The sequence below is a fragment of the Calditrichota bacterium genome (assembly GCA_016867835.1).
GTDB lineage: Bacteria > Electryoneota > AABM5-125-24 > Hatepunaeales > Hatepunaeaceae > VGIQ01.
Window position 1 is genome coordinate 16,918 of sequence record VGIQ01000003.1, and the last position, 26,658, is coordinate 43,575.

22 protein-coding genes are annotated in these 26,658 nt (G+C 59.7%); 3 read left to right on the plus strand and 19 right to left on the minus strand.

Annotation, left to right across the window (positions count from 1 at the left end; translation table 11 throughout):
• Positions 1-25 precede the first annotated feature (25 nt).
• Genes FJY67_00685 through FJY67_00705 form a run of 5 tightly spaced genes read right to left on the minus strand, consistent with a single transcriptional unit; the run spans position 26 to position 5,443 of the window.
• Positions 26-841 carry a phosphatidate cytidylyltransferase gene (locus tag FJY67_00685; GenBank protein MBM3327974.1) on the minus strand — a complete coding sequence of 272 codons (816 nt, stop codon included), beginning with the start codon at positions 839-841 and terminating at the stop codon, positions 26-28.
• Positions 838-1,305 carry a septal ring lytic transglycosylase RlpA family protein gene (locus tag FJY67_00690; GenBank protein ID MBM3327975.1) on the minus strand — a complete coding sequence of 156 codons (468 nt, stop codon included), beginning with the start codon at positions 1,303-1,305 and terminating at the stop codon, positions 838-840. The genes FJY67_00685 and FJY67_00690 overlap by 4 nt, the downstream gene beginning before the upstream one ends.
• 12 nt (positions 1,306-1,317) lie before the next feature.
• Positions 1,318-2,298 (minus strand): dihydroorotate dehydrogenase, encoded by a 981-nt coding sequence (locus FJY67_00695; protein ID MBM3327976.1) that lies wholly within the window; start codon positions 2,296-2,298, stop codon positions 1,318-1,320.
• The gene (locus tag FJY67_00700; GenBank protein MBM3327977.1) at positions 2,235-3,032 is read right to left on the minus strand and encodes a dihydroorotate dehydrogenase electron transfer subunit; all 798 of its coding nucleotides are present in this window, start codon (positions 3,030-3,032) and stop codon (positions 2,235-2,237) included. The genes FJY67_00695 and FJY67_00700 overlap by 64 nt, the downstream gene beginning before the upstream one ends.
• The gene (locus tag FJY67_00705; GenBank protein MBM3327978.1) at positions 3,029-5,443 is read right to left on the minus strand and encodes a tetratricopeptide repeat protein; all 2,415 of its coding nucleotides are present in this window, start codon (positions 5,441-5,443) and stop codon (positions 3,029-3,031) included. The genes FJY67_00700 and FJY67_00705 overlap by 4 nt, the downstream gene beginning before the upstream one ends.
• 117 nt (positions 5,444-5,560) lie before the next feature.
• Between FJY67_00705 and rpsT the strand changes: the two genes are divergently transcribed.
• On the plus strand, positions 5,561-5,824 hold the full coding sequence (gene rpsT, locus FJY67_00710; GenBank protein MBM3327979.1) for a 30S ribosomal protein S20: 264 nt from the start codon (positions 5,561-5,563) through the stop codon (positions 5,822-5,824).
• A 61-nt stretch (positions 5,825-5,885) separates the two neighbouring features.
• Here the strand turns inward: rpsT and guaB are convergent, their stop codons facing one another.
• The 9 genes from guaB to tgt form a co-directional block, all read right to left on the minus strand.
• Positions 5,886-7,385, minus strand: a complete 1,500-nt coding sequence (guaB, locus tag FJY67_00715) for an IMP dehydrogenase (protein ID MBM3327980.1) — start codon at positions 7,383-7,385, stop codon at positions 5,886-5,888.
• A 68-nt stretch (positions 7,386-7,453) separates the two neighbouring features.
• Positions 7,454-8,092 (minus strand): ribulose-phosphate 3-epimerase, encoded by a 639-nt coding sequence (locus FJY67_00720; protein ID MBM3327981.1) that lies wholly within the window; start codon positions 8,090-8,092, stop codon positions 7,454-7,456.
• A gap of 41 nt (positions 8,093-8,133) precedes the next feature.
• The gene (locus FJY67_00725; protein ID MBM3327982.1) at positions 8,134-8,967 is read right to left on the minus strand and encodes a PASTA domain-containing protein; all 834 of its coding nucleotides are present in this window, start codon (positions 8,965-8,967) and stop codon (positions 8,134-8,136) included.
• Entirely contained in the window at positions 8,964-10,316 is a 1,353-nt protein-coding gene (gene rsmB, locus FJY67_00730; protein ID MBM3327983.1) for a 16S rRNA (cytosine(967)-C(5))-methyltransferase RsmB, read from the minus strand. Before rsmB ends, FJY67_00725 begins: the two co-directional genes overlap by 4 nt.
• Before the next feature lie 112 nt (positions 10,317-10,428).
• Positions 10,429-11,118 carry a zinc metallopeptidase gene (locus FJY67_00735; GenBank protein ID MBM3327984.1) on the minus strand — a complete coding sequence of 230 codons (690 nt, stop codon included), beginning with the start codon at positions 11,116-11,118 and terminating at the stop codon, positions 10,429-10,431.
• Between the two features lie 92 nt (positions 11,119-11,210).
• Entirely contained in the window at positions 11,211-12,152 is a 942-nt protein-coding gene (locus tag FJY67_00740) for a methionyl-tRNA formyltransferase (GenBank protein ID MBM3327985.1), read from the minus strand.
• Between the two features lie 3 nt (positions 12,153-12,155).
• The gene (yajC, locus tag FJY67_00745) at positions 12,156-12,464 is read right to left on the minus strand and encodes a preprotein translocase subunit YajC (GenBank protein ID MBM3327986.1); all 309 of its coding nucleotides are present in this window, start codon (positions 12,462-12,464) and stop codon (positions 12,156-12,158) included.
• 38 nt (positions 12,465-12,502) lie between these two features.
• Positions 12,503-14,062, minus strand: coding sequence for a hypothetical protein (locus tag FJY67_00750; protein ID MBM3327987.1), 1,560 nt, complete (start codon positions 14,060-14,062; stop codon positions 12,503-12,505).
• Between the two features lie 340 nt (positions 14,063-14,402).
• Positions 14,403-15,554, minus strand: a complete 1,152-nt coding sequence (tgt, locus tag FJY67_00755) for a tRNA guanosine(34) transglycosylase Tgt (GenBank protein MBM3327988.1) — start codon at positions 15,552-15,554, stop codon at positions 14,403-14,405.
• A 45-nt stretch (positions 15,555-15,599) separates the two neighbouring features.
• On the opposite strand from tgt, the gene FJY67_00760 reads away from it, so the two are divergent.
• Together FJY67_00760 and FJY67_00765 are read left to right on the plus strand one after the other, a co-directional pair.
• The gene (locus tag FJY67_00760) at positions 15,600-16,034 is read left to right on the plus strand and encodes an OsmC family protein (protein ID MBM3327989.1); all 435 of its coding nucleotides are present in this window, start codon (positions 15,600-15,602) and stop codon (positions 16,032-16,034) included.
• A 215-nt stretch (positions 16,035-16,249) separates the two neighbouring features.
• Positions 16,250-18,397, plus strand: a complete 2,148-nt coding sequence (locus FJY67_00765; protein ID MBM3327990.1) for a hypothetical protein — start codon at positions 16,250-16,252, stop codon at positions 18,395-18,397.
• A 62-nt stretch (positions 18,398-18,459) separates the two neighbouring features.
• On the opposite strand, the gene FJY67_00770 is transcribed toward FJY67_00765, so the two are convergent.
• The 5 genes from FJY67_00770 to FJY67_00790 all read right to left on the minus strand — a co-directional run bounded on the left by FJY67_00770 (position 18,460) and on the right by FJY67_00790 (position 26,655).
• Positions 18,460-19,089: a phosphatase PAP2 family protein gene (locus tag FJY67_00770; GenBank protein ID MBM3327991.1), complete on the minus strand. Its 630-nt coding sequence runs from the start codon at positions 19,087-19,089 to the stop codon at positions 18,460-18,462.
• 247 nt (positions 19,090-19,336) lie between these two features.
• On the minus strand, positions 19,337-20,041 hold the full coding sequence (locus FJY67_00775; protein MBM3327992.1) for an rRNA pseudouridine synthase: 705 nt from the start codon (positions 20,039-20,041) through the stop codon (positions 19,337-19,339).
• Between the two features lie 215 nt (positions 20,042-20,256).
• On the minus strand, positions 20,257-23,622 hold the full coding sequence (locus FJY67_00780; GenBank protein ID MBM3327993.1) for a hypothetical protein: 3,366 nt from the start codon (positions 23,620-23,622) through the stop codon (positions 20,257-20,259).
• Positions 23,623-24,225: 603 nt separating this feature from the next.
• Positions 24,226-24,996, minus strand: a complete 771-nt coding sequence (locus tag FJY67_00785; GenBank protein MBM3327994.1) for a slipin family protein — start codon at positions 24,994-24,996, stop codon at positions 24,226-24,228.
• Between the two features lie 306 nt (positions 24,997-25,302).
• Positions 25,303-26,655, minus strand: coding sequence for an aminomethyl-transferring glycine dehydrogenase subunit GcvPA (locus tag FJY67_00790; protein MBM3327995.1), 1,353 nt, complete (start codon positions 26,653-26,655; stop codon positions 25,303-25,305).
• Positions 26,656-26,658: the final 3 nt, after the last annotated feature.

Below are 26,658 nucleotides of genomic sequence, written 5' to 3' on the forward strand. Positions count from 1 at the left end.
TTTGGATAAATGCCTGTCCGGACAACTACAATCGCGTCAATGTCCGGACCAGTAAGACCATTGCCAGGATCGGCGCAGCGGCAAAGAAACTGTCGAACCGGTCGAAGGCGCCGCCATGCCCGGGTATAAGGCGTCCCGAGTCCTTGACGCCCGCCTCCCGCTTAAGTTGCGATTCAACCAGATCGCCATACTGACCAAATAGACCGGCTGCCAGTGCAAGGGCGACGGCGTTGAGAATATCGATCCAACCAACAAGTGCTCCAACAGCCGCGGCAATAACGGCTCCTCCCAGACCGAACAGGAAGCCCTCTACGGTTTTGCCGGGACTGATGGTCGGTGCCAGGGGATGCCGGCCGAGCCAGCGTCCGCCGGCATAGGCAAAGGTGTCGGTGAGCCAGAGCGCAGCCCAGAGCAGGATCGCAAGTGCGCGGCCCTCGTCGGTAAAACCTCCTCCGTAGTTGCGAACGGCGAGAAATGCACCTCCCAGCAGCGGCGGGTAACAGATTCCTCCCAACGTTGCCAGAACGTCTGCCTGCGACCGGCCGGAGGCCATTCCAGAGAAGACCAGCATCAAAAACGAAGTCGCGATCACCCAGCCGAGCGCTTCCATCCCGCGCATCTGCCACAGAACGACAATCAATACCCCGATCAGCAGCCCCGGCTCAGCAAAAGGCCTGCGACCGCACTGCACCTGCAGATCGTAGTACTCCTTCTGTGCGAGTAGCGCGACCGCGGCAACCAGCGCCGTAAGGTAGTATCCACCCTGCCAGGTGCACCAGAGCAGCAGCGGTATTCCGACTGCTGAGACGAGAATCCGCTGCGTCAGGTTGCCTGCTTTCATGGATTATCGGGAAGTGAGAGAATCGTTACCCGCACTTCGCCGACCCCCGGCCCCGTCAGCCCGATCTGACGAGCCGCTCCGAGCGAAAGGTCGAGCGAGCGGCCCGCGATATGCGGTCCCCGGTCGTTCACCACGACGGTCGTCGTCTTGCCGGTCGGCGGGTATTCGACCCGGAGTTGAGTCCCGAAGGGAAGGCTGTTGTGCGCTGCGGTCGAGCCGTGCATATCGTAGGTCTCGCCGCTCGCCGTCTTCCGTCCATCGAAGTCTTCGGCATAGAAGGAGGCAGTGCAGATCCAGGTTTGTCCGACCCGGTAATTCCCCGATGGATCATAACGGCCGCTGGTGAAACGCGGACTGGCAGTGCAAGCCGAAATGAGAACCGTCAACGTCAAGTTACATACGAGGAGTCGCAGCGACATAGTGTAGGTTCCTATGCACCTTGCGACCGGTGGAGAAAGCATCATCCGGTGACCGGATCAAGTCCTGAGCGAGCCGATCAAGTCGGCGAGCCGCGCCACGCCGTGCCGGTCGCACCACGCTTCCATCTCGCGCAGAATGCGCGCCGGGGCATAGGGATCGGCGAACAGGATCGATCCGAGTTGGAGGCCGCTTGCGCCCGCCATAAGGAACTCGATCCCATCGAGGCCATCCGAGATGCCGCCCGAAGCCCAAATCGGCAGATCGACCGCTTGCGATGCCTGCCAGACCTTCGCCAGTGCCACCGGCTTAAGCGGTGGACCCGAATAGCCGCCGGTGACGGTGCCGAGCATCGGTCGTCGCTTCTCGGCGTCGATCATCATGGCGACCAGAGTGTTCGTCATCGTAAGGGCGTCGGCGCCGGCTTTGGCAGCGGCTTCCGCCAGGGGCGGCACGGAGGGATGATGCGGCGTCAGTTTTACCGCCAGAAAGCGCTTCGTCAGCCCCCGGCAGGCGCGAACGATCTCGGCAACCGCGACCTGATCTCCCCCGATGCTGAGTCCACCCTTCTTCACATTGGGACAGGAGACGTTGAGTTCGTAGCCATCGATCTCGGGAATGGTCTCCAACTTCTCCAGGACGGCGGTGAACTCCTCGACCGTATCGCCTACGATGCTGAGGAAAATCCGCGTTGTACCGACGGGGAGAGATTTCACTTTTGTCTTCAGGAATGCCTCGACGCCCGGATTGGCCAGGCCGATCGAGTTGATCACCCCGCCGCCCGGCGTCTCACAAATGCGCGGGGGTGGATTGCCTTCGCGCGGACGGATCGAGAGCGACTTGGTAACGATTCCTCCGAGCGGCGCATAGTCCATCACACTAAGGAACTCGTCGCCGTAGCCGAAGGTCCCCGATCCGGTCAGAAGCGGCGACCGAAAGGTCAGCCCCCGCATCGTAACCGACGCATCGAACGGCATCAGGGCAGCACCTCCGGTTCGAGTATCACCGACCGCGCATCGAAGACCGGCCCATCGTGGCATACCAGATAATAGCCTTCGCCATCCGCCCGCGGCACGGCGCAGGATTGGCAAGCCCCCAGTCCGCAGCCCATCGGCACTTCAAGCGACGCAAAAGCCGGGATGCCCGCTCCCAGCGAAATGCGCTTGACGGCTGACAGCATCGCTCCCGGCCCACAGGTGTAGATGTCAAGTGAAGCCGTATCCGTCCCGCCAAGCACCTGCTCGAGCAGAGCGGCGACATTGCCCTTGAAGCCGAGGCTGCCGTCGTCCGAGGCGACGTCGATGCGACGGTCCTCGATCTCCTCCAGTGTCAACGGCGAGGTGCTTTGCGAACGCATTCCCAGCAGGAACCTTCGCGGAGCATTGGCGGGCAATTGATCGTCGAGCAACTGCAACGGCACGACCCCGATCCCACCGCCGACGAGGAGGCTGGTCCGCGCAGGATTAGGCTGCGCAAAGCCGGTTCCGAGCGGGCCTATCAGGTCGAGGGCGTCGCCGGGACGCTTGGCGGCAAGGAGGCGTGTTCCTTCGCCGCGAATGTTGAAGATGAGACGCAGGGACTTGCCTGCAACCGGCCCGACCGAAAGCGGACGACGAAGGAAGGGATGGTGGTTGTCCGTCACCCGGACATGGACGAACTGGCCGGCACGGGTGACCGGCGCGATCTGAGGCGCTTCGACCGTGAGGTCCCAGAGGTTCGCCGAGACCTCGAAGGCGTGCCGGACGATGCCTATCTCCGCGATCGGTCGGTTCAATTCTCTCCCAACGGTGGAAACTCGAGGACCTGCTTCATCCGAACCGCAACCGGACGTCCCTGGTGCCGGCCGGGACGATATTGCAAAAGACTCATCACCTCCGGCGCCACCCGGTCAAAGCCGCGTCCTTCCGGTTCCGCCATCAGTACGACAACATCCCGCGGATCTCCGGTCCTGCTCACCACAAGTTCCACCTCGACGCGGCCCCGGACATTCTCGGCCAACGCCTCCATCGGGTAGTAGTTGCTCAAGTGGCTGCGGAGGATCTCCGGAAGCGTCGTCAACACCGGCGGCTCATCGACCATCGCAGCGTCGTAAATACGTTCCTCTTCGATAGACGGATCCGGCATTGACATCTCAAAGCGATCGTAGAACTCATCCTCCGGTGCCGGTGAAGCGGGCATTTCCTGCTTGGGCGCAGGTGTGCGCGGTGCCGCCGTCGGACGCTGCCCCGGATACTTGCGCTGGGCGATACGCGCCTCAGCCGAGCCGGGGAAGCGCGTCACAACCTCGCCATAGAGTTGCGCTGCAAGCGTATCCTCGCCGAGCACCCGCTTGGTGATGTATGCCGCGCCCAATAGCGCTCGAGCCCCCCGCGAATCGCCCGAATCGGCGCTCGCCGAAGCGAGTAGGTAGAGATGACGCGCAGCGGTTGGATCGCCTGCCGTCCAGAGCGATTCCGCCTCCACCATTATCCGCTCCATATCCGATACGACAGGTTCGACGGCACGACCCAATGCCTTGCGCGCCCGCGCTTCCCAGCCCGGATCGGGAGGCTCGGCCAGGATAAGACTATAAAGCGAATCGTGCGCCGTCGTATCCCCCGACGAGCGCGCTACAAATGCCAACGTTGCCAAAGCCCGCGCTCGCATGGTGGTATCGAGCGGTTGATCCAAAGTGAGCCTAAGGTAGTAACCGGCGCTGTCGGCTGCGTTGCGCTCGAAGAGGTGAAACTCTGCCAGTTGCAGCCAGGTCTTAAGGCGGGAGGCGCGCCTTAGGGAGTCGATCCGCGCCACCGCAGTTGAATCAAACTCCGCTGTAATCTTAGATACCGTAGTATCCCCTCCCAGTGTATCGCCCCGGGCTTTGGCTTCCTCAACCATCCGGGCGAGTGGGTCGCGGGTGCGGGACCTTGATGCACGGGACGTCCGGTCCGGAGTCTTATCCTTGAAGGGTGCGAGCGAATCGACAAAGGCGGTATCTGCAGAGGTCATCGCTCTAAGACCCCTCTGGACGCTGTCGATCAAGGTCATCTGCCGCTCAATAAAGCGGAGATGATACCAATATTTGCTGAGGGCTTCGACTTCAGCCAGAAGTGAGTCGGCCAGCGGCCCCGACCGGGCGGTTCGCTCGGCCTGCTTGACCGCCTTAAACGCGGCAACTGCACCGCCGTAGTCGCGCCGCACCTGCCAAAGCAGCCGCCCTAATTCATACTGCGCATCGGCCGCGACCTCGCCCCGCTTGTCGCCTTCGACCGATCTGGCAAGACGGGCTATGGCATCATCCTGCCGGCCGGTAATCGCTTCTGCGCGCGCCATTTCAAGTTCGATGCGGGGAAAGTCCTCGAAGTAGGCGCCATCGTCCAGGAGGTCGTCGAAGACCTGCATCGCCTCGTCTATTTGACCTGCTTCCCGCAGCGCAACGCCGCGCTGAAGCGAGGCTTCGAACCTCAGCCGGCGCGGAATCTTGCGAGCCAGGACACGGTCATAGAAGCGGACGGCATCCTCGTGACGCCGGGCAAGTCCAAGGCACTCGCCCGACCTCACCCATGCCTGGCCGCGCAGCCATTCATCGTCGCCGGCCCGTTCGGCCGCCAGTTCATACTCCTCGAGGGCTTGATCCCACCTCTTGTCGTCGTAATAATAGTCGCCTACAGCCAGATGAGCCTGCGCTGCGATCAGGTCGGATGATTCGGATGCAGTCAGTTCGGAGAGCAACTGCCGCGCCGAGTCGGGCTGCGCCAGTTTAAAGAGCGACATTCCCTTCCATAGGCGCCCTTCGGGGATGAGTTCCGACAAAGGGTACTTCGCCTCGAGTTCGTCGATCTTCCCGGCTGCGCTGCGATACTTGGAAGTGCGGTAGTAAGCCTTGGCGATCAAGAGGAGGGCGTCGTCCTCCCACTTGCTTCCGGGATAGTAGGCGAGCATCTTGCCGGCCGACTCGATGGCTTTGTCATAGTTGCTGCTGCCCGATACCCGCCGCGCCGGTTGACGCGAGCCGGCTTCGCGTTGTTGATTCTCGGCTTCGCGATAGTGTTTGCGAGCGTTGTAGAAGTAGTTGTAATATGCGCAGCCGACGGAAAACTGGAGCGCAATCGGAACCAGCAGCACAAGCATCGTCCGGTGGAGGATGGAATTATCGCGCAAGGGGCGGTTCGGACGGGAGCGATCTCTTGACTTGGAGGGCGACAAGGACTAACTTATAAGTTTGTTAACAGGCAGGGGCGGCCGAATCGGCGCCTCCCAAGTTTCACCCGCCGCACGGGGACTCCGTTTCCCCCGGCCATCGTCTGACAGAGACCCGACCCTATGGCTCATCACAAGTCCGCCATCAAGCGCATTCGAACCAATCTGAAAGCCAACCTGCGCAACCGCCATTACCGCTCGATGCTCCGGACGGCGATTCGCCGCGTCCGGGAGGCTGGTGCCGGCGAGGCTTCGCGGGGAAGCCTCGCCGAAGCCTATAGCCTGATTGATAAATTGGTCATAAAGGGGATTCTTCACCGCAACACCGCCGCTCGCCGCAAAGCCCACCTGGCACGGACTTCGTCCGGCAGCAAGCCTGCTTCCTGACCAGCCTTCCCGTTTCCGGACCCGGAATGACTCCGGCAGCCGTTGGTGGTTGCCGGACCGATCAAATCGTAGTCTGATAGTTTGGCGCTTCGCGGGTGATGATCACATCGTGGGGGTGGCTTTCGCGGACCCCTGCCGCAGTGATCCGAATAAACCGCGTATCCCGTTGAAATGACGGGATGTCAGGCGTTCCGCAATAACCCATTGCAGCCTTTAGTCCGCCGGTCATCTGTTGGACAGCATCGGCCAACCGGCCCTTGAACGGAACCCGGCCTTCGATGCCTTCCGGCACCAATTTGTCAGGATCGGCGCCTTCCTGGAAATAACGGTCGGCAGAGCCTTGCTTCATCGCCGCCAACGACCCCATCCCGTGATAGACTTTGTAGGTCCGTCCTTCCCAGAGCACCATTTCGCCGGGGCTTTCTTCCATCCCGGCAAAGAGCGACCCTATCATGACCGATGAGGCTCCCGCGGCGATCGCTTTGGCAATGTCGCCGGAGTAACGGATGCCGCCGTCGGCAATAATCGGGATACCCTCCGGTAAGGCGGCTTCGGCGCAATCGAGGATCGCGCTGATCTGCGGCACGCCGATCCCGGCAATGACTCGGGTGGTGCAGATCGCTCCGGCGCCGATCCCGACCTTGACCGCATCGGCTCCAACCTGAACGAGGTCGCGCACCGCCGCACCGGTAGCGACGTTGCCGGCGATCAGGTCGAGGTTGGGCAGGAGGCTCTTGATCCGCCCGGTCATCTTCAGAACGCCCTCCGAATGACCGTGAGCAGTGTCGATGCAGATCACATCGACCCCGGCGTCGGCAAGGGCTTTGGCCCGGTCAAGGGTGTTCTCCGCGACACCGACAGCAGCCCCGACCCGAAGCCGGCCCAGCGCATCCATACAGGCGTGAGGGAACATCGCCTTCTTCTGAATGTCCTTGGCGGTAATCAGGCCGACCAGCCGTCCCCGCCCATCGACCACCGGCAACTTTTCGATCCGCTTCTCCTGCAAAATCTGCTGCGCCTGCTCGAGCGTCGTTCCGACCGGTGCCGTTACCAGCGGCCCTTTGGTCATATACTCCGCAATGGGCCGGTTATAGTCCGCGGCGAAGCGTATGTCGCGATGGGTCAGGATGCCGGTAAGGCGGTCGTCATCGACGATCGGGATGCCCGATATGAGGTAGCGGTGCATCACTTCGAGCGCCCGGCCAAGCGGAAGATGCGACGGGAGCGTGACCGGGGAGGTGATGGTGAAACTCTCAGACCGCTTCACCGTATCGACCTGGGCAGCCTGCTCTTCAATCGAGAGATTCTTGTGAATGATGCCGATCCCGCCCTGGCGCGCCAGCGAAATCGCCAGTTTAGACTCGGTAACGGTGTCCATCGCTGCCGAGAGGAGCGGGATGTTGAGGCGGATGTTGCGGGTGAGACGGGTTTCAAGGTTGGCCTGTCGCGGCAATATGCCGGACCGGCGGGGAACGATCAGGACGTCATCGAAGGTGAGGGCAAGGCCGCCGGACTGAAGCGACTTGCCGCCCTCGCCGGAAGCGGAAGGAATCTTCTCCATAAGGACTCTAAAGATAGCGGATCGTAGCCGATGCAGCGAAGCGCATCAGTAAGGCTTAATCTTTCATATTAGGGCATATCGTCCTGTAACGCAATGGTCGCCGCCCGCCGAAGTTCTTCGGCCGCACTTTTCGGGTCTCTTTCGCCATAAATAGCCTTGCCGGCTACCAGGAGCCGCGCTCCCTGCTTCGCGGCAAGAGGTGCAGTCCGGCCATCTATACCGCCATCGACTGCCAGCAGGCACTCTCCTACGAGGCGCGCCTTCGTTTCGGCTATTCGCGGAAGCATCTCCGCGATGAAAGCCTGTCCCCCAAAACCTGGCTCTACGGTCATAACCAGAACCTGATCGACACGGTCCAGCCAAGGCTCAATCGCGCCGAACGGCGTCCCCGGCTTGATCGAGAGTCCGGCGCCGACACCTGCTGCGCGGATGACGCCGATCGCTTCCGACGGATCCGGCTCGGCTTCGATGTGGAATGTCAGGTAATCTCCCCTCCCGAGTCCGGCACCGAGAAATCGTTCTATCCAGGCGCCGGGACGTTCGATCATCAAATGGACATCGAGCGGCACCGCAGAGACGCGCTTGATCGCCTTGATGACGGGCGGGCCGAAGGTCAGGTTAGGGACAAAATGACCGTCCATTACGTCGCAATGAATGTAATCGACGGCGTCTTCGATGCTCCCTATGGAGCCCGCCAAGTCGGCCATATCGGCCGAGAGCAAACTGGCTCCGATCCGGATGTCGCTCTTCACCGGCGCTCCCGGGGATGGACTGCCGTGTCGTTAATCGATTCTCCGTAGCGAGTCGTATCCGTAACCGGAACTCCGCCGACCGGAGGGGTAGCGATTCTAATTGCAACCAAGCCATCCTCAGGCAGCGGCGAGCCTGCCCGAGGCGTCTGTTCGATCACCGTTCCGGGCGGCCTCGACCGGTCGGGATACCGTGCGATGGTGCCGGCGGTCAGATTGTAGCGCGCCAGAAGAAAGCGCACTTCGGGTAGCGAGCGACCCGACAGGTCGGGAACGATCGGGTGTTCGGGAAAGGCTCCCAAACCGACGGTCAGTAGAACCTCGCTACCGCGTTCGGCGTCGCTTCCAGCGAGCGGTTTCTGGTCGATAATGACTCCCTCCGGATCGGACGACGAATGGCGATAACGGAGATGCTCCAGATCGACCTTCAGACCGCTCGAGTCGGCAATCAATAACGCTTCCCGGGGCGATCTTCCCTTTAATTCCGGAACTGTTGCCATTCCTCGCGACGCAGCCAGGACCAACTCAATCGTCCGCCCCGGCTTGACCACGGATCCGGCAGGCGGGAATTGATCGACAACGGAACCGGGCGGGATGCGGTCGTCAAACCGGTCCCGGGTGCGCGCGATGACCAACCCGGCCTTCCGGCAGAGCACTTCGGCTTCATTATAGGTCAGCCGGCGCAGATTCGGGACCGCAACCTCGGCACCGGCGCGGGTCACCAGCGGCATCACGATCTTGTCGAAAAAGGCCAGCAGCCAGATACTGCCCACTCCCACCACTACCAGCCCGGCAATGAGATCGAGCCGGTTCTGCCACCGGCGGCGCTTCACCTACCTCCCCGAACGGCCGCTTTCTGCCGGATTAGTTGCACCGCAAAGACCCCGTCGCCGCCTATCTCTTCGCCCCAGAGATCGATCCGGCCCGCCTCATCGAGCAAATCGTCGGGGATCAATCCCGCGCCCGACCGGAATGCGAAATCGCTCCTATCGGCGAGGAACTGCCCGATCAGTTCGCGGTTCTCTTCCGGTTCGACCGAGCAGGTGCTATAGACGATCCTCCCGCCGGGGCGGACGCGGTCGGCAGCGTATTTCAGGAGGTTCAATTGAAGCGATGCCATCCGGCGAATGTCGTCCGGCCGACGGCGCCAGCGCAAATCGGGCCGGCGCGCCAGAACGCCCGTCCCGGTGCAGGGCGCATCGACCAATACGGCATCGAACTGCCGTTTGCTGGCCAGCAGATCGTCGTAGGGAACAAGTTCAATGTTGGCATAGCCGCTGCGACGAATCGCCGCTTCGAGCATGGTCAGCCGGTCCGCTGAAGAGTCGGTCGCGGCGATGCGCGCATCCGGGGCTAACTCGGCCATATGGGTGCACTTGCCGCCCGGCGCGGAGCAGAGGTCGAGGATCTCTTCGCCGGCATCTGGATTCAGCAACTTCGCCACCAGTCCCTGCGAGACATCCTGCGGCTGTGCGCGACCGCTCCGCACTGCCTCGATCTCGCCCGGGGTGATACCGTGAGGCAATGTTATGAAAAAGGGATCGACACTGTGCGGCCGGGCGCCCGACTCCTGAGCCAGGCTGCCGGCCAGAAAGTCCTCTGGAGACGTGCGCAGCCGGTTGATGCGCAGATGCACCTCAGGGCGGCGGTTGTTCCAGGTTAAATGACGGCGGAGATTGTCCGGTGCGAGGCGCTTCAGATAGCGGGTTACAAGCCATTCAGGGTGGGAGAATTCGACGCTGAGCAAGGCTGGAGACGGCGACCGGTCGGTGTCCGGCAATCGGATTTTCCACTCCCCCGCTTCACGGCCGACTCGTCGCAGTAGTGCATTGACCCATCCCGTAGCCCCTCCGCCGCCGGCACGGCGCACAGCTTCAACGGACCCATCGACGATGGCGTGCTCCGGCACCCGATCGAGGAACAGGAATTGATAAAGCCCGGTCGAAACGGCGGCGATTGCCATCGGGTCGTGCGACTCGTTCGTCCGGTCGAGTTGCGCTATGATCCACTCGAGACGCCCCTTCTGGCGGACGGTGCCGTAGAGGATTTCAAGATATAGCCCCCGGTCACGCCGGTCCCAGGGTGAAGCGTCCAGTTCCCGCCCGGCAAGGGTCTCGATCCGGCCGGGATTCTTCAGCCACCGGGCATAAGCACGAATGGCAGCCTCGCGAGGCGGCATCATCCGTGAAGGACGAGTCTCGCGAGCACCGTTAGGACGGGGCGAACGCGCCCGGCTTAATGTCGGACTTGCCTTGCGGACAAGGGGCTGTCCGGCAACGACAGAATGCCTCTTCTCAGTCGCGGGAATTCCGCAGCAGGATCATGCGGAGGAGGTGCATCAGGGTCACGGTCGCTGCCGCGACATAGGTCCAGGCGGCAGCCGTCAGCACCTTGCGCGTCTGGCTGATCTCATAGTCCGCCATCAAGCCGGTTCCGCGCAACTGAGCCAGCGCCCGCCGCGACGCGTCAAACTCGACCGGCAGGGTGATCAATTGAAACGTCAGCGCCCCCAGGAAGAGGATAATGCCAACGTCCATCAGCACCTTGAAACTGGAGAAGATCAGTCCGACGAAAAAGATCGGCATTGCCAGCGTCGAGCCAATGTTGGCCGGCCAAAGGAACAGGTGTCGCAGTTGCAAAGCGAGATAGCCCTTTTGGTGCTGAATCGCGTGTCCCACTTCATGCGCCGCGATGCCCAGCGCTGCGAGTGAGGAACTGCCATAGATGCCCTCCGAAAGGCGCACCTTGCGGCTACGCGGGTCGTAGTGATCGCTCAGTTCGCCTTCGACGGCTTCGACTTCGACATCATTAATGCCGTTAAGGTTGAGTATCTTTCGGGCGACTTGTGCACCGGTAAGGCCGGCCGCCGAGCGCACCTCGCTATACTTCTGATAGGCGCTCTTGACCTTCGCCTGAGCCCAGAAGGCGAGGATCATCGCCGGAATGAGCAGGACGAAGGTCGGGTCGAAAAACGGGAACATCATATGCGAATTTGGATTTTACCTTTATGCTGATGAAGGTCAACGCTTCGATTGTTGCCTAAAGTAGGCTGCGAAGGAGACCGCTTCTTATACTACTACCCGCCTAACCGGGTTCCGGGACTCAGCCGCCTCCCCCGCAGAAACTCGGAAGTTGTCATCCACCTCCGGCCTTCGAGTTGCAGTTCGAGGATCTGCAAGTGGCTGTCGCCGGTCTTGACGATCATCGCTTCGGACGAGATTACGGTGATCGTTCCGGTCTCCTGATCACGCACTGCATCCAAGGTATCGGCCGGCATCAGACGAGTCCGCAGGATCTTCAGCACCTTTCCTTCGAGAGTGGTGAAGGCAGCCGGCTCGGTGGCCAGCCCGCGCACCCGGTTATGAATCTCGAGCGAAGGTGCACTCCAGTCGATACGGCAAAGGTCCCGGGTCAGTTTGGGAGCCGTGCCGAACGCACCGGATTGCCGGTGAGGTTTCATCAATCCCGTCTCCATGCCGTCCAGGGTCTCGACCATCAGACTCGCTCCCAGTTTCGCGAGGCGTTCGCTCAGCGAGTCGGCGTTATCATCGGGATAAACAGGCTCTTCACGCTGCAGGAGAACCCCCCCGGTATCTACTCCCTTGTCGATCAGAAAGGTTGTCAAGCCGGTCTTTTCCAAGCCGCGCATCAATGCCCAGTTGATCGGCGCTGCGCCGCGCAGATCGGGCAGGAGTGAAGCGTGCAGATTGACGCAGCCGAGTCGGGGCACTCCGAACACGGCCGGAGGCAGAATGCGAAAGGCCACGATGACCCCAATATCGGGCTGCCAGCCAGCGAGCGCCGAAACGAATCCGGGATCGTTAAGGTCGTCGGGCTGCAGGACGGGCAGTCCGGTTGTAAGTGCCGTCGTCTTAACCGGCGGATCTGTGACCTTAAGCGACCGGCCGGTCGGCTTCGAGGGCGCCGTTACGACGCCGACGACAGAGTGACGGCTTGACAGCACCGCTTCCAGCGTCGGCAACGCGAATCGGGGCGTCCCCATGAAGACGACCCGCAAGGACTATTCTCCCGCCGAAATCCGCCGCGCTACCGCCCCGCGGTCGATCTCAACCTTGACGTTATCGTCGATGCGGACGATAAGCGTCCCCTCCTTTTCATTCACCCGCTGCACAGTCCCGTGCAAGCCGCCCGAGGTGACGATTTGGTCGCCTTTGGTAACTGCTTCGAGCATCTTCTGGTGCTCCTTCTGACGCTTGGCTTGAGGCCGCAAGATCAGGAACCAAAAGATGACGAAAATCAGCAGAAAGGGCAGCAGGCCGAGCAGGCCCGAACCGCCGGAACCCGGCTGACCGCCCGGCGGCGGCGCCATTGCAAGGAGAGGAAGGAACACAGGTAACCTGTTGTTGATTAGTAGAGTTGAAAAACCTGAAAGGCGCCGGTGCAGGCGACGTAAAGATAACGCCCGCCGACTGTCATTCCCCGCACCGGAGGCATGTTGCGAAACTCGGTTACCACCGGCAGGGTCGCAAGTTGTCCAGCCTGCAGGACTGCCAGACCGTCACCGAATCCGGCATAAAGATACGGCATCTCGAGGTGCAGGCTCTGCAGCCCGCGATGGCGGGGATGATCGAACTCCAGACTTGGGCTTGCCGGATCACGGCAGTCAAAGACCTTGATGCCCCGACTCTCGGTGGCTAAGATGACCCGGTTGTCGAGAGCCTCAACACCGACCGGCACCCCATCGACCGGAATCTCGGCCACAATGCGCGGTAATTCGGGACTGAAGATATCGATCACCGACAGCCCCCATTCGCCGATGACGAAGGCGGTCCGACCGCTGATGGAGATTGCCTCACCGTAATTGGTGAGGCGCAAGTTAAAGGCTCGCCGCGGCTCGCGGACGTTGGCGACGTCGATCGACCAGAGGCCGGTGAAATGGCAGGTCGCGAAGAGATAACTCCCCGCCAGCGCAACGTCGCGCACCTTCCCGGGAATGATCGATCTTGCGACCTCGTTAGGGGATCCGGGGCGGCCCAGTCCGTAAATGACGACGCCTTCATCGTCATCGGCAAGATAAATAGCCCTCTCGTCTAAGGTCATGCCGTTCGCCCAGATGCCGGCCGGACTCGTGTAGGTAAGCCGCGGGCGAACCGGGTCGGCGACCTCGATGACGTGAAATGCGCCTTTGGCGTCGCTCAGATAGCAATAGCCGTGGCGATAGACGACATCCTCAAACTCGGCGTCCGGCACCGGCAAATGCGCGATGCGCCAGGGCTGGAGGCTATGGCCCCTGACGACAAACCGGGCATCAGCACGGAAGCTCTCCGCCCGATTGCCGACTTCGTCTCGAAACGTGCCGATGACATAGGCGGCGGTGTCGTTCACGCCGGACGGTATCGTCATACTGCGCTGAAAGACGCCCGACCCCACCGAATAGAGCCGGAAGAATCTTAGGAACTCACCAAACTCGATCTCTGCGACTCCCGGTTCTCCAGTTGTCATCACAAACTGCACTTCATCTCCGGGCCGAAGCGTGTCGGAATAGGCGTAGGCGTCGAGCGAGTCGATGCGGGCGGTGAAGTCGAGGCGGATCGAGTCCGAGAGCACCTCGGTAGTGCCTCCTCCGGTCGCTGCAAACCGCCCGAATATAATCTCCAAGCCCTCTCTACGCGGCACCGGAATAAGGCTCTCGGCGCTATAGTCCTCCCACCCTTTTGCGGCCGTCAGCGAGTCGTGCCAAAGGTGCATCCGGTCGATGTGTTCGCCAGTAACAGCGATGCGGAGCATGGTGTCGTTGGTCGCTGCGGCGCCCTCATCGATCAAGATCCGGACATTCTCAGGCTTCAATTCCCACGGCTTGGTCACTTCCGGCTCCCGACAGCCGGGCAGGATCATGGCTGCCAACAGCCCGCAAGTTGGCAAGCTTACTGCCGTCAGCCTGCCTTGTTCCCAAGTTTTGGCACTCATCGCTCATGACCTCATAAGGTCTAAATAGATATCATATCGTTAAGGGTGGCGTCAAGTAGTGTCATCCTGAACGAAGTAAAGGATCTCGTTTGGGATGAGATATTGAAGAGGTGATGCTTCACTTCGTTCAGCATGACGACCACCGCCAGAAAATACACTTGTTGCGCCAGGTTATATCACTTGGTGCAGATTATAGTAGTGCTTCCCCTCTTTAGCCCCCCCGCTAAGCGGGGGAGCGAAGCGATACAAGACTGAATCGTAACCACTCTGACCCTTGCGATCGACTGGCTCTAATGACTGTCATGCCAGCCCGCCGTTCAACTCTCCACTTTCCACACTATCAGCCCTTCCAGCCGGCTACAAGAGTCTTCTTCCACTGACCGAATTCCCCTTTGACGATCGCGGCTTGAGCCTGCTGCATCAAGTGCTCGTAATAGGCTATGTTGTGCAGACTTAGCAGTCGCATTCCCAACAGTTCACCGGCGGTCGTCAAGTGATGCAAATAAGCGCGGCTGAAGTTGCGGCAGGCCGGGCAGCCGCATATCGGGTCGAGCGGGCCCTGATCGCTGCGAAAGCGAGCCAGGCGCAGGTCGATACGACCGGACGATGTGAAAGTCTCCCCGTTGCGGCCGTTGCGGGTCGGCAGGACGCAGTCGAAGAGATCGACTCCGAATCCGATACAGGTCAGGAGGTCTTCCGGCGTCCCGACGCCTAACAGGTGTCGCACCCTGTCGGAAGGCAGGCGGCTGCAACAAATCTCCGCGACCCGATACATTTCCTGCGGAGGCTCGCCGACCGACACGCCTCCAATGGCAAAGGTGTCCGGATCAAGCAAGGCCAACTCCTCCAGCGAACGCACCCGCAGATCGTCGAAGAGACCGCCCTGGATGACAACCGTCAACCCCTGCTGAGAGCGCTTATCCGATGTCTGCCTCAAGTGACTCAGGAACCGCTCGGCCCAGCGGGTCGTTAGTGCAGTAGCGCGATCGACCTCGTCCCGCGATGCCGGGTAGGGTGGACACTCGTCGAGGGCGTAGATCAGATCGGCGCCCAAGGCACGTTGGATATCTCCTGCCCTTTCCGGCGTCAGGTGCACCAGTCGGCCGTCATAGACCGACCGGAAGGCTACGCCGGCTTCGTCGATCTTGCGCGTTTCGGAGAGGCTGAAGACCTGAAAGCCGCCCGAGTCGGTCAAGGTAGGCCCGTTCCAGCCCATAAAGGCTGCCAGTCCCCCCATACTGGCAACCAACTCTTCACCGGGACGGTGGTGCAAATGGTAGGTGTTCCCGAGCACCATCTCGACCCCGGCAGCGCGTAGTTCATCGGGACCAAGGCCTTTGACCGATGCGACCGTCCCTACCGGCAGGAAAGCAGGCGTCCGGACGATCCCATGCGGCGTCGTCAGGATTCCGGCGCGCGCCGCGCCGTCGGTCGCGGTCGTTTGAAAGTCTCTAGGACGGGCCGGATCCGCCGCTCCGCTGGGAAAAGGCACAATCCTAATTTACATTGACTATTGTCATCATTCAAGGGAAATAGGATGGGAGCAACCAAGACTGAGTTACATGCCGTCGTCACCTGGCGCGGCGAATCCCGCTTCGAAGGCGCTAATCCTACCGGGCAGGGCATCCTCTTCGACTCCCGACCGGCTGGCGAACCGACGTCAGGCCCGTCGCCGATGGAGACCGTCCTCCAGGCCGCCGGCGCCTGCAGTGGTATGGATGTCGAGTTCATTCTGCGCAAACGGCAGTTGAAACTCGAACATCTCGAAGTGCACCTGACCGGCGTCAAACGCGCCGAACATCCCCGCATCTATGAGTCGATTCACGCTGCCTACCGCGCCAAAGGCGAGGGTATCACCAAAGATGAGATGGAGCGCGCCGTCAACCTCTCGCATACAACCTACTGCTCGGTCTTCGGGATGCTGAGGCAGATTGCCGACGTTACTTGGGAATGCGAAGTCATCACCGACTAATGACCAACAACTAATGTCAATGAAGAAGTTGATGAATATGTTATTAATGGTGGCATTTTCATCTCTTCAAGTCCCTCTGCTTTGCGGGGGGACGGCAGGGGGGAATATGGATCAAACCAAGATTACCCCCCTACATTCCCCCCCGCAAAACTGGTGGGGAGAGTACAAGAGCATCTGACCAAGTAATAATATGGACTTGTGAGGTCGTCAGAGTGATGTTTGTAACTAAGCATTCCGCAATCTGCATTCTGCATTTTGCGCTCGCCCTGTTTGGTCTGTTGCTTGCTGAGAGATCATCCGGCGTTCCCCGTTGGGAGGTGATCAGCCCCTGGCCGGCGCCAGGGAGCATCGTTTCGCTCGACTTCATCAGCCCTGATACCGGCTATCTTGTCAACGATGTCGCGATGCTGCTAAAGACCGTGAACGGCGGAGAATCTTGGACGGAGATCGCCTCTCCGCGCCATCTGGCGACAGGGCCGTGGCGGATTGAAGCGTTCAACAACCGGCTGGCGCTTCTTGGCGGCACCTACCATGAAGCGCCGTTCACCGGAGCCTTATTCTACACCGATAATGGGGGTGAGGATTGGGATCGATGGGAATTGGGAGGGGACTTCGATCCCTTTGGTCCAACGGCGGTTACCTTTCGACCGGCTTTACTCGGCTGGGTAGCCGGGACGACCTATGATGTGCAAGGCGTACCAGTAGCAGCGGTCTATCGCAACAATGGCGAAATCAACTGGACAAAGACGATTCTCCCGGAGAGTCGCGGTATGACGATCCACGACCTGCACTTCGCCAATGGATCCCTCGGCTGGGCGGTCGGGTCGAATGGCTATGCCGCGAGGACTGATGATGGCGGAGATCACTGGGTGCGTATCGCCACCGGCACCGGCCTTGCGCTCCATACTGTTCATTTCGTCAACGCCACGACAGGCATTGTAGCGGGAGGAAATTTCAATACCGCGGTGATGCTGCGGACGACCAACGGCGGTGCCAGGTGGGACGCTGTCGAAACGCCGGCCCGAACCCGTATCACCGGGCTTACGATGCTGGACAACGGGCAATGGGTAGCCATCAGCGAAGGCGGCAATGCTCCGGCAGCCATAATGACCTCGCCGGACGGCATCCGCTGGGAGACAGCACTTTCAAGCGAGAGACTGCTCTGGTGCCTCGGGAGCGCCGGCAACACAGCCTATGTCGGTGGCAGCGACGGGACCTTAATCACTGCCCGGGACGGTAGGAACTGGCGCGAAACAACCCGCCGCCTCGGCGAAGGAACGATCTACGATTTGCACTTTCGCATCCCATCGACCGGCTGGTTCTGCGGCGAAGATGGTCTCTTTGGCCGGACCGACGACGGCGGGGCAACCTGGAGCACCGGAGCAGTCGCAGAAGGCGTCAACATCTTCGCCATACACTTCACCGACGACGAGACCGGCTATGCGGCCGGATCAACCTCACGCGAGTTTCGGACGGAAGACGCCGGGAGAACCTGGGAGCCGGTCTCTATTGCCGAAACACAGGTGAGCCGGATCGTTTTCGTAGGTGGGCGCGGCTTTGCGCTGGCGGGCGATCAGGTTGCATCTACCGACGACGGACTGGACTGGAGGACGACAGTCGTTACGCGCAACGGAGCCATTCTGACCGGGCTGGCGGTCGTGAACCGCGATACGCTCTTCGTTGCATCGCCGAACGACTCGATGCGCAAGTCCACCGACGGCGGGCGCACTTGGCAGCGGGTCGCGACGCCCTTCGGACCGGCCAACGATGTTGGCTTTCTTGACCGGCGCCGGGGCTATGCCGTATCCATCGACCGCGTTCAACCGAGATTCTACTTCACCACCGACGGCGGCACTAACTGGCAGGCGCGCGGCGGATTCGACTTCATCCCGATCGGTGTCAGCATGCCCGACGAAGGCGTCGCCTGGCTGCGCGGAGGCGACGGGGAACTGATGCGGAGTGTCAACGCCGGATGGACCTGGCAGGATGCCGGCCTTCCGGCGCGGAGCATCGTCCGGGACGTTGTGCCGCTTGGCCCTGACCGGGCGGTCGTTTGCGGTGAAGGAAGCCTGATGGCGCGCTGGGGCGAGGACGATCTAAATGCACCAGTAGGCCCGATCGCAAAGCCGGTCAACTATGAAGCGGTGATCTTCCCCAATCCGGCCAACCGGTCGGCGCAGATTCGATTCGGTGGTCTATCCAGTAATGTCGTGCTCTATGATCTGCGCGGGCGGGAAGTGTTAAGATCAAGCGGTGACGTCCGGGAAGCGTTCAACCTCGACCTGACGGCACTTCCATCGGGGAGTTATCGAGTGGTGGCGGACGGACGGACGTCAGCAGTCCGGCTGGTCGTCCTCAAGTAGTAAGTCTCATCTGGCGGCGCTGTGCCGCCGGACGTCCTCGTCCGGCGGCTGAGTCGTCATACTCACGCCGCAAATCGGGCTCCATTTGGATTTGGATTTCGCACCCAGCCGGCTTTGGATCCAACCCACCAGACTATACCGAAACTAACCGCCCCAATAATCCAGCCGCCGATGACGTCGCCCGGATAGTGCACACCGATGTAGATGCGCGAATAGCCGATTACCAGCGCACCGCCCAGATACCACCACCTTCCCGCCGGATAGAACAAAGCCCACCAGAGTGCCTGCCCCATCGAGTTCGCGGCATGCGACGACGGGAACGAGAACGACCTCTTATAGACGACCTCGATCACGTCGGGTATGACGATCCAGCCCTCTTTCGACCAGTAATGCAGTCCCGGGATGACGTTGCAGGGCCGGATCCGTTCGACGAGCGGTTTGACCAGCCCGGAACTGATCTGGTCGGTCAGGATCACGACGACGACCGCGAGCACCCCGGCGATGCGGCCTCGTTTGCCGCCCCAGATCATCACCCCGAGCCAAACCAGCAACAGAGGCCCCATCCAGTTTACGTTGCGGTCGAGGAAGGGCATCGCGACATCAAAGAGAGGGTTGCGGAAGGCACCGTTCAGGACGAGCGCCAGTTGGGCGTCTAATTGAATGAAGAATGCAAAATGCAGAATGTTGAACACAGGAAGTTAGATGGTGAAGTATATCTATTATTGATCAGTGCATCTGATTGCTGGCATGTCATGCTGAACGCAGTGAAGCATCCCAACCTGAAGATAGGCATCCCAAACGAGATCCTTCACTTCGTTCAGGATGACACCAAAATGCACCCCTTGGTATCAAGGTATATGCATACCGGATGCCCTTGTCCGGCGTGCACGAGTCGAGGTTTTGATTTGCGGACTCATTCTTCATTCTAAATTCTCCATTTCAAAGCCCGGCTGTCTGCTTCAGCCGCTGCACCTCGCCCGGTGTCAACTTACGCCATCTGCCGACCCCGAGCCGGCCGAGCGCCACCGGCCCGATTCGCGTCCGCTTCAACTCGACGACCGTCAACTTCAGTTCCCGAAAGAGCCGCCGGACGATGTGCTTGCGGCCTTCGTGGATGACGACCCGGCAACGTCCTCCCGGAGCCGGGAGAAGCGCCGAGACCTCCACCTTGCGCTCGTCGATGATGATGCCCTTGCGGATGCGCTCAAAGTCGCGGGAGCCAAGCGGGCGGTTCAGTCGGACAAGGTATTCCTTTTCGACCTCATGGCGGGGATGAATCAAGCGGAACGCAAGGTCGCCGTCGTCGGTCAGGATCAGCAGGCCGGTCGTTTCGCGGTCGAGCCGACCGACCGGGAAGAGCCGCTCGGGGAGGTCAGGCAGCGCTTCCGGCAGCGAAAGCCCAGGTTCGCGGCTCTTCGCCAACGTGGTGATGACGCCGGCCGGCTTGTGGTAGATAATATAGGTGCGCGCCCGGGCAATCTCGAGCGGCGCGCCGTCGAGGGTGATGTCGGAGGTCTCTTCGACACCGGTCGCCGGGTCGAGGACGACCTTGCCGCCGACGCGGACGCGACCGGCGCAGATCAAGTCTTCGGCGCTGCGGCGGGAGGCGGCTCCGGCCAAGGCAAGGAAGCGGGAAAGGCGCATGGGAAGCGTAATAGGGATTTTGGGGGGTGTGTAGCAAGAAAATCGTCACTTCGTCACCGAAAGGGCGTATCCTGCGTGGCAGCATAGAGATACGCGGTGACGGAAGGGTGACGGAAGGTGCTGATGATGACTAATGACTGATGACTGATGCCAATGCTGATGCTGATGAAACCGTAGCGCCGCCATGCTGGCGGCATGCCATCAGGATGATGGCGCTACGAGCGCCCCTCCACAATCGCAATTTCCTTCTCTGTCAAGCCGTAAAGTTCATAGACCGCGCGGTCGATGGCGCGCTCGACTTCGGCAAGTTGCGCCTCGAGTCGGCGGCGCTCGGCAAGGCCGGGGGAGATAAGTATACTGTCCTTGATTCTTAAGGCATGATCTGTTAGGCCCGTAATAGCCAACTTATTGCCATTTCCGGAAGTGGGAACCGAGACCATATATTGTCGTATTTGTCTTATGCGACCCTTCATATCAGGATCACCTAATACAGCTGAATGGCGTAATAAGTATTGCCAAACAGCCTTCGAGTTTAGTAATCCTGTAAGGAATAGATCATTTGTAGGCATAATGTAACACGTTTGAATCGAATATAAGCCATGAATGTCGTAGGCAAACCTACTTTCCATAGCAATATCGGGCCAAATAATCTTCGGTTTGAGAAATTCATCGTAATAATCGCATGCTCTCAATTCCCACCAGTGTTTGCCTTGATCCTGACGCTTTTCAAGTTGCGGTTGATAGTCCTTAAGATGATCGAAAATTAGAGGATATTCTTCAATATCAACTCCTATTTTAGTCATAATCAAGTATCTGTCCCGATAGTTAACCCGCCATTTGCGCACATCGTCGCCCTTGACGAAGGGGACGATGATCTCCGACGATTTCGGATCCTTGTCGATGAGGCGCTGGCGCTGTTCGGCGGTGATGACGAAAGCTTCGTTAAGCCCGGTCTTTATACCATAGTATATTTGATTACCTACATACTCCCCGAGCGGCTTTCCCGCTTCCCGCATCTTCTCAAACACGTCCACCAAGCCTCTTTGCACCAAAGTGAAACCTGTAGGTGACAAAGCCCCTGCCGAAAGCGGGAACGCGGAGTCTTCGAAGATCGCCCTAATCTGTTTTGCTTGAACATCGTTGCTTTTCGCGGGCAGTTCGGGGATAGCCGCAAAGCGCGGCTCACCTTCCGGCGGCTGCTTCGAGGCGATGACGATCATCGGCATCACTGCGGGTTCGTCGAAGACCTTTGCCTCTCCGAAATCTACCAGTTTCTCAAGCCGCTTCGCCAGCAGAAACTCCCGTAATTTTTCCCCATAAGCTGCCCGCATCCACTTGTTTGAAACGATGTAACCGAAACGTCCGCCCTCTCTCATCAGGTTGAATGCCTGCTCGATGAACGCAATGTATAAGTCGGTTGTGGCGCTGGAAGTCGTGAACCGGACATCCAGAAACTCTTTGACCGCGCCGAGTGATTCCTGCCGGACATAAGGCGGGTTGCCGATGACAGCATCGAATCCTCGCGGCTCGCCGGGATGGAAGAAGACTTCGGGAAAGGCAAGTTCAAAGTGAAAGAATCGATTGCGGTGTCTAATGTCTCCTGCGTCATCGGGGAGTTTGTCTCCGCCGAGCAGTTTTTCGCAGAGTTCGGTGTATTTCAACTGGTCGATATCGTAACCGAAATCGGCAGCGGTGCGGAGGTGGGCGATGTTCTCGAAAGGTGAGAGACGCTGCAAGACTTCGCGGCGGAAAATGGCTTCCTTCTCTTTCACCTGGGGATAGTTGTCGCTCGGCATCTCATGGATACGGCTCAGCGCCTCGATGGCATCGTTAAGCGCGGTCTGGACTCCTGTGGCTTCGAATAGAGCGCCATCCTTTCTGCGCAGCCTCTCAGGAACGAACCCAAACAAGTCGGTGGTCGATCCAGCAAGCGAGTTTCCGTGCCGAAGGTGATGGTCGAGGAAGTTGAGCGGATTCGAGGACGTGATACAGGTGAGCCAGAGCGCGAGTTTCGCCAATTCGACCGCCAGATCGTTAAGATCGACGCCGTAGATACAGGATTCGACCACCCGGCGCCGCCAATAGGCTTTATTGGCCTTGAGATCGTCGGGCTTGTCGGGATTTGCCGGTGCGCTGGTCGGGTGGTCGGCAATTAGATCGCCGAGGTATTCGGTTGCCCGGACCAGGAAGTGACCGCTGCCCATCGACGGGTCGAGGAGACGGAGTTTGAGGACGCCCTCCGCGAACGAATTCGGAAGACCCTTTGAAACAGGCTGTGAATCCCTAACCTTTTGAATCAGGGGAGCAAGTGTCTCCTCGATAATATAATCGACCACCCACTCGGGGGTGTAATAGGAACCGGAGACTTTGCGGTCGCTGCGGGCGCGGGCCTGCTGGCGAACCTCCACGAATTTGATCCTGCCATTAGCGAGTTTCGGCTTATATTCGAGTAGTCCTTCGTAGATCGAACCGAGTTGCAGAACGCTGAGCGAGGCGTAATCGATGGTCTCCTTGAAATCGACGGAAATGGTGTCGTCATCTGAGGAGGGGAGTGGGGCATAGATTAGCCCTTTGAGTAACTGCTGGACGGTATAGTTGCCGAGAAACCAAGCGCCTTTGGAAGTATCAATGGTTGAAATCCGATAGTATTTCTTAGGGTCGAATAGTCCGCCATTATAGCGAGGGATACCGAGGCTTTCGCTTCTTGCCTCGTTTTCTCCGTCAATCGTTTTAGAGAGTTCCACCAATATTGGCCACATTGTCGTGTGGACATCGTCTTCCGATCGATAACTGGAATTGGGAAGGATTTCCTGATACTGCCTTAGCGAATAAAGTTCGCGATATCTTTTACGCGCGCCGGATCCCCACTTTTGAACTGGAAGTAACTCGCGCGATTCGGCATAGAGGACAAACAGGAGGCGATAGAGAAGGATAAGGCTGTAGGTAAAGACTTCCTCTATTTGGTCTTCACGGATTTTGTTGTTGACCTTGGGGGTATAGAATCCATTTGCGACGATTTCGGCGAGTTTGAAGACGCGGACGCGGAGGCGCTCTTCGAGGTCCTGCCGTCGGGCGAGGGACTTGTTCCAGAGCGAATCGAGCCTTGAAAAGCCGTCGTCGCCTTTCGCGAAGGCGCTCCTACCAAAGAGCGCAAGAAAGAGCCGGAGACTGTCCAGATCGGCGAGGACTCTGGAGAGTCTCATCGAAAAATAGGAGGTTACATCGTCCTTGCTGTGATAGAGTCTCCACTCGTTGCCGTTTGAGAGAATCCCCCAATTGATGGGCGAGCCCGGGCGGTCAGTGAGGTAGTTCCTTATCTGTCGATAATAGGGCAAGCCGGGCGTTTCGCGGCGGGATTTACGGTCGAGCGGGAGGTCGAACATCTTCGCCTCAAGCAACCCGATGCCTAGTTGGTAACGTTGCTCATCGGGCAGTTGACCGGACTGGGTTTTGGCCTCTTCGCCATCATATAGGATATAATCAGGGAAGCCAACCAACTGGAAAGATCGGCGATGGAAGGCAAAGCCGAGCAGGGGGAGGATTTTGTCAAAGAGGTCGGTTTCGGTCTGACTCTCGCTCATGCCTCCTTTTTCGGAGTGGGCTTTGATCGACCGCTGGGCTTTGACGACGGATAGGTAAATGGCAGCCGCCGATTCAAACAGATCTTGAGCCGATTCGGCGGGGACGGCAGCAAGCAGCGTGTCCCGCTGTTCGTTAATGAAATGGGGCGTAAAGATTCCGTGAGTTTCAAAGATGTCTCCATCGCTGGCAATGGGAGACCCAGGCTGGAGGGCAAGTGAGCCGTTGTCAGGAGGTATGTGCTTGCGTTTGTTGATTTTATACTCGATCGGTGAGATTTTCTAATCTGGAAATGAACATGTACCCCCATTCATCTCCCCGCACGTTTGTTACCCATCTCCCCAGACTATAGACCCCCGCAGAGCGGGGGGATGGAATAGGCAATCCCCTTTCAGTTCCCTCCTGCTGCGCAGTGTGGGATTACTGGATTCCCACCTGCGCGGAGTGCCCCCCTATGGTCCCCCCGCAGAGCGGTGGATGTGCGAAGAGCAACACCCATGGGTTCCCCTCTACTGTGGGGGAAAAGGGCGGACAGGGATGTCCGCCCTCCGGACGCTCCTTCCTTTCTGGATTCCCGCCTTCGCGGGAATGACGAAGGTAAACCCCTAACTCCCCTCGATCTGCTTTTGCTGCGGGGTGCCCATCAGCGGCTTCAGGATGTCGATCGGAATGGGGAAGACGATCGTCGAGTTCTTTTCGGTGGCGATCTCGGTCAGCGTCTGGAGATAGCGCAACTGCAGTGCGATCGGGTCTTTCGAGATTACCTGTGCGGCTTCAGCGAGTTTTACTGAGGCTTGCAGTTCGCCTTCGGCGTGGGTGATCTTGGCGCGACGTTCCCGCTCGGCTTCGGACTGCTTGGCCCAGGCGCGCTTCATTTCCTGTGGCAGATCGACGTGCTTGATCTCTACCGACGAAACCTTCACGCCCCACGGCTCGATATGCCGGTCGATGATTTCCTGCAGGCGGATGTTGACCTTCTCGCGCTCGGCCAGGAGTTCGTCGAGTTCGACCTGGCCGATCACCGAGCGGAGCGTCGTCTGGGCGAACTGGAGCGTCGCATAGAGGTAATTCTCGACGGCTACGATCGATTTATTAGGTTCGACGACGCGGAAGTAAATCACCGCATTGACTTGGATCGAGACATTGTCCTTGGTGATGCAGTCCTGCGGCGGGACGTCGCGCGCTTCGACCCGCAAAGATATGCGCACCATGCGGTCGATGATCGGGATCAGCAGGATGATACCCGGCCCCTTGGCGCCGATCACACGCCCGAGCCGGAAGATGACGCCGCGCTCATACTCGTTCAGCACCTTGATGGCGCTGGCGAGGATGAAAATCGCGACGATGACGATGAAGATCGTCGGGAGGGAAATCATAGGTCGTTCCTTTCTAAAGTTAGTCGGATTGGAATCCGACCCTACGCAAGGTAATGGTCGGATCGGAATCCGACCCTACGCGATAAGGCGGATTGGAATCCGACCCTACGCGAAACAGGACACAAATGGTCGGATCGGAATCCGACCCTACGCGATAAGGCGGATTGGAATCCGACCCTACGCGAAACAGGACACAAATGGTCGGATTGGAATCCGACCCTACGCGATAAGGCGGATTGGAATCCGACCCTACGCGAAACACGACACAAATGGTCGGATCGGAATCCGACCCTACGCGATAAGAGGCTAATCGGTCTGGTGGAGCGCGGTCTTCAAGACCTCCACAAACCGGTCCATTTCTTCGACTGACCGCTTTTCCGTCACGGCAATGGAGAGGCAGTTCTCCATACCCGGGTAGTCGCGGCCCGGGAGCGGTCCGGCAAGTATGCCGTGCTTGACCAAGCGCTTCTGCACGTCTGCAGCCGGTCGGGGCAGTTCGAGGAGAAACTCGCTGAAGAACTCGCCGCTAAAGCGGAGACTACAGCCGGGCAGCGCTGCGACCTTTTCAGCCAGATAGTGCGCGCCTTTGTAAGAGCTGCCCGCTGCACGGCGCAGTCCGTCCCGCCCGACGAGGCTGAGATAGACCAGTGCGCAGAGCGCAATAAGAGCCTGATTGGTGCAGATATTGGAGGTCGCCTTTTCGCGGCGGATGTGCTGCTCGCGGGTCTGAAGCGTCAGGACGAAGCCGTCGCGGCCGAGGCGGTCTTTCGCACGGGCAACGATCCGGCCCGGCATGAGGCGGACAAGGTCTTTCTTGACGGCGAAAAGCCCGAGATAAGGCCCGCCGAGCGACATCGGCACCCCGAGCGGCTGGCCTTCGGCGGTGGCGATGTCGGCTCCCCACTCGCCGGGAGGCTTGAGAAGTGCAAGCGAGGTCGGGTAGGTGGACGACACTACCAGCGCTCCGGCTTGATGGGCGGCCCGTGCACATTCGGCTACCGGCTCCAGAAGCCCGAAGTAGTTGGGATGCTGAAGGACCAGCGCGGCGGCGCCTTCGACCGTGGGAGCGAGAGTTGTCAGGTCGATCCGGCCGTTCTTCAAGTCAAGGGTTCGGACCTCGATGCCGGTAGGGGTGCAATAGGTTGATAGCACCGCCCGGTAGTGCGGGTTGACGGAGCCTGCTACGACGACGACCTTCCGACCGGTCTTGCGAACTGCCATCAGGGCGCCCTCGGCGAGCGCGGTGGCGCCGTCATAGTGCGAGGCGTTTGCGGCGTCCATTCCCATCAGGCGGCAGACCATGGACTGAAATTCGTATATGGTCTGTAATGTCCCCTGCGCGACTTCGGCCTGATAGGGTGTATAAGCGGTGTAGAACTCAGACCGGCCGATGATGTGCGATATGGCGGCGGGGATATAATGGTCATAGACTCCCCCGCCGAGAAAGGAGAGCGACTCCGATGCCGGCAGGTTGGTCCCGGCCAGCGCCTTCATTTCCTTCAAAACCTCGTATTCGGTCAGCCCTGGTGGGAGGTCGAGCGGTTCGGGAAGGTGAAAGCGTTCCGGGATGACCTTGGAGAGCAATTCGTCAATTGAAGTGACGCCAATGGCGGCGAGCATCGCGGCGCGGTCGGCATCGCTGTGCGAGGTGTAATTCAAGGA

Coding starts and splice junctions, on each gene's coding strand:
- FJY67_00685 (MBM3327974.1), bottom strand. CDS start 841: ATGAAAGCAGGCAACCTGACGCAGCGGATTCTCGTCTCAGCAGTCGGA.
- FJY67_00690 (MBM3327975.1), bottom strand. CDS start 1,305: ATGATGCTTTCTCCACCGGTCGCAAGGTGCATAGGAACCTACACTATG.
- FJY67_00695 (MBM3327976.1), bottom strand. CDS start 2,298: ATGCCACGATGGGCCGGTCTTCGATGCGCGGTCGGTGATACTCGAACC.
- rpsT (MBM3327979.1), top strand. CDS start 5,561: ATGGCTCATCACAAGTCCGCCATCAAGCGCATTCGAACCAATCTGAAA.
- guaB (MBM3327980.1), bottom strand. CDS start 7,385: ATGGAGAAGATTCCTTCCGCTTCCGGCGAGGGCGGCAAGTCGCTTCAG.
- FJY67_00720 (MBM3327981.1), bottom strand. CDS start 8,092: ATGGCCGACTTGGCGGGCTCCATAGGGAGCATCGAAGACGCCGTCGAT.
- rsmB (MBM3327983.1), bottom strand. CDS start 10,316: ATGATGCCGCCTCGCGAGGCTGCCATTCGTGCTTATGCCCGGTGGCTG.
- FJY67_00735 (MBM3327984.1), bottom strand. CDS start 11,118: ATGATGTTCCCGTTTTTCGACCCGACCTTCGTCCTGCTCATTCCGGCG.
- yajC (MBM3327986.1), bottom strand. CDS start 12,464: ATGGCGCCGCCGCCGGGCGGTCAGCCGGGTTCCGGCGGTTCGGGCCTG.
- FJY67_00750 (MBM3327987.1), bottom strand. CDS start 14,062: ATGAGTGCCAAAACTTGGGAACAAGGCAGGCTGACGGCAGTAAGCTTG.
- FJY67_00760 (MBM3327989.1), top strand. CDS start 15,600: ATGGGAGCAACCAAGACTGAGTTACATGCCGTCGTCACCTGGCGCGGC.
- FJY67_00765 (MBM3327990.1), top strand. CDS start 16,250: ATGTTTGTAACTAAGCATTCCGCAATCTGCATTCTGCATTTTGCGCTC.
- FJY67_00775 (MBM3327992.1), bottom strand. CDS start 20,041: ATGCGCCTTTCCCGCTTCCTTGCCTTGGCCGGAGCCGCCTCCCGCCGC.
- FJY67_00780 (MBM3327993.1), bottom strand. CDS start 23,622: ATGAGCGAGAGTCAGACCGAAACCGACCTCTTTGACAAAATCCTCCCC.
- FJY67_00785 (MBM3327994.1), bottom strand. CDS start 24,996: ATGATTTCCCTCCCGACGATCTTCATCGTCATCGTCGCGATTTTCATC.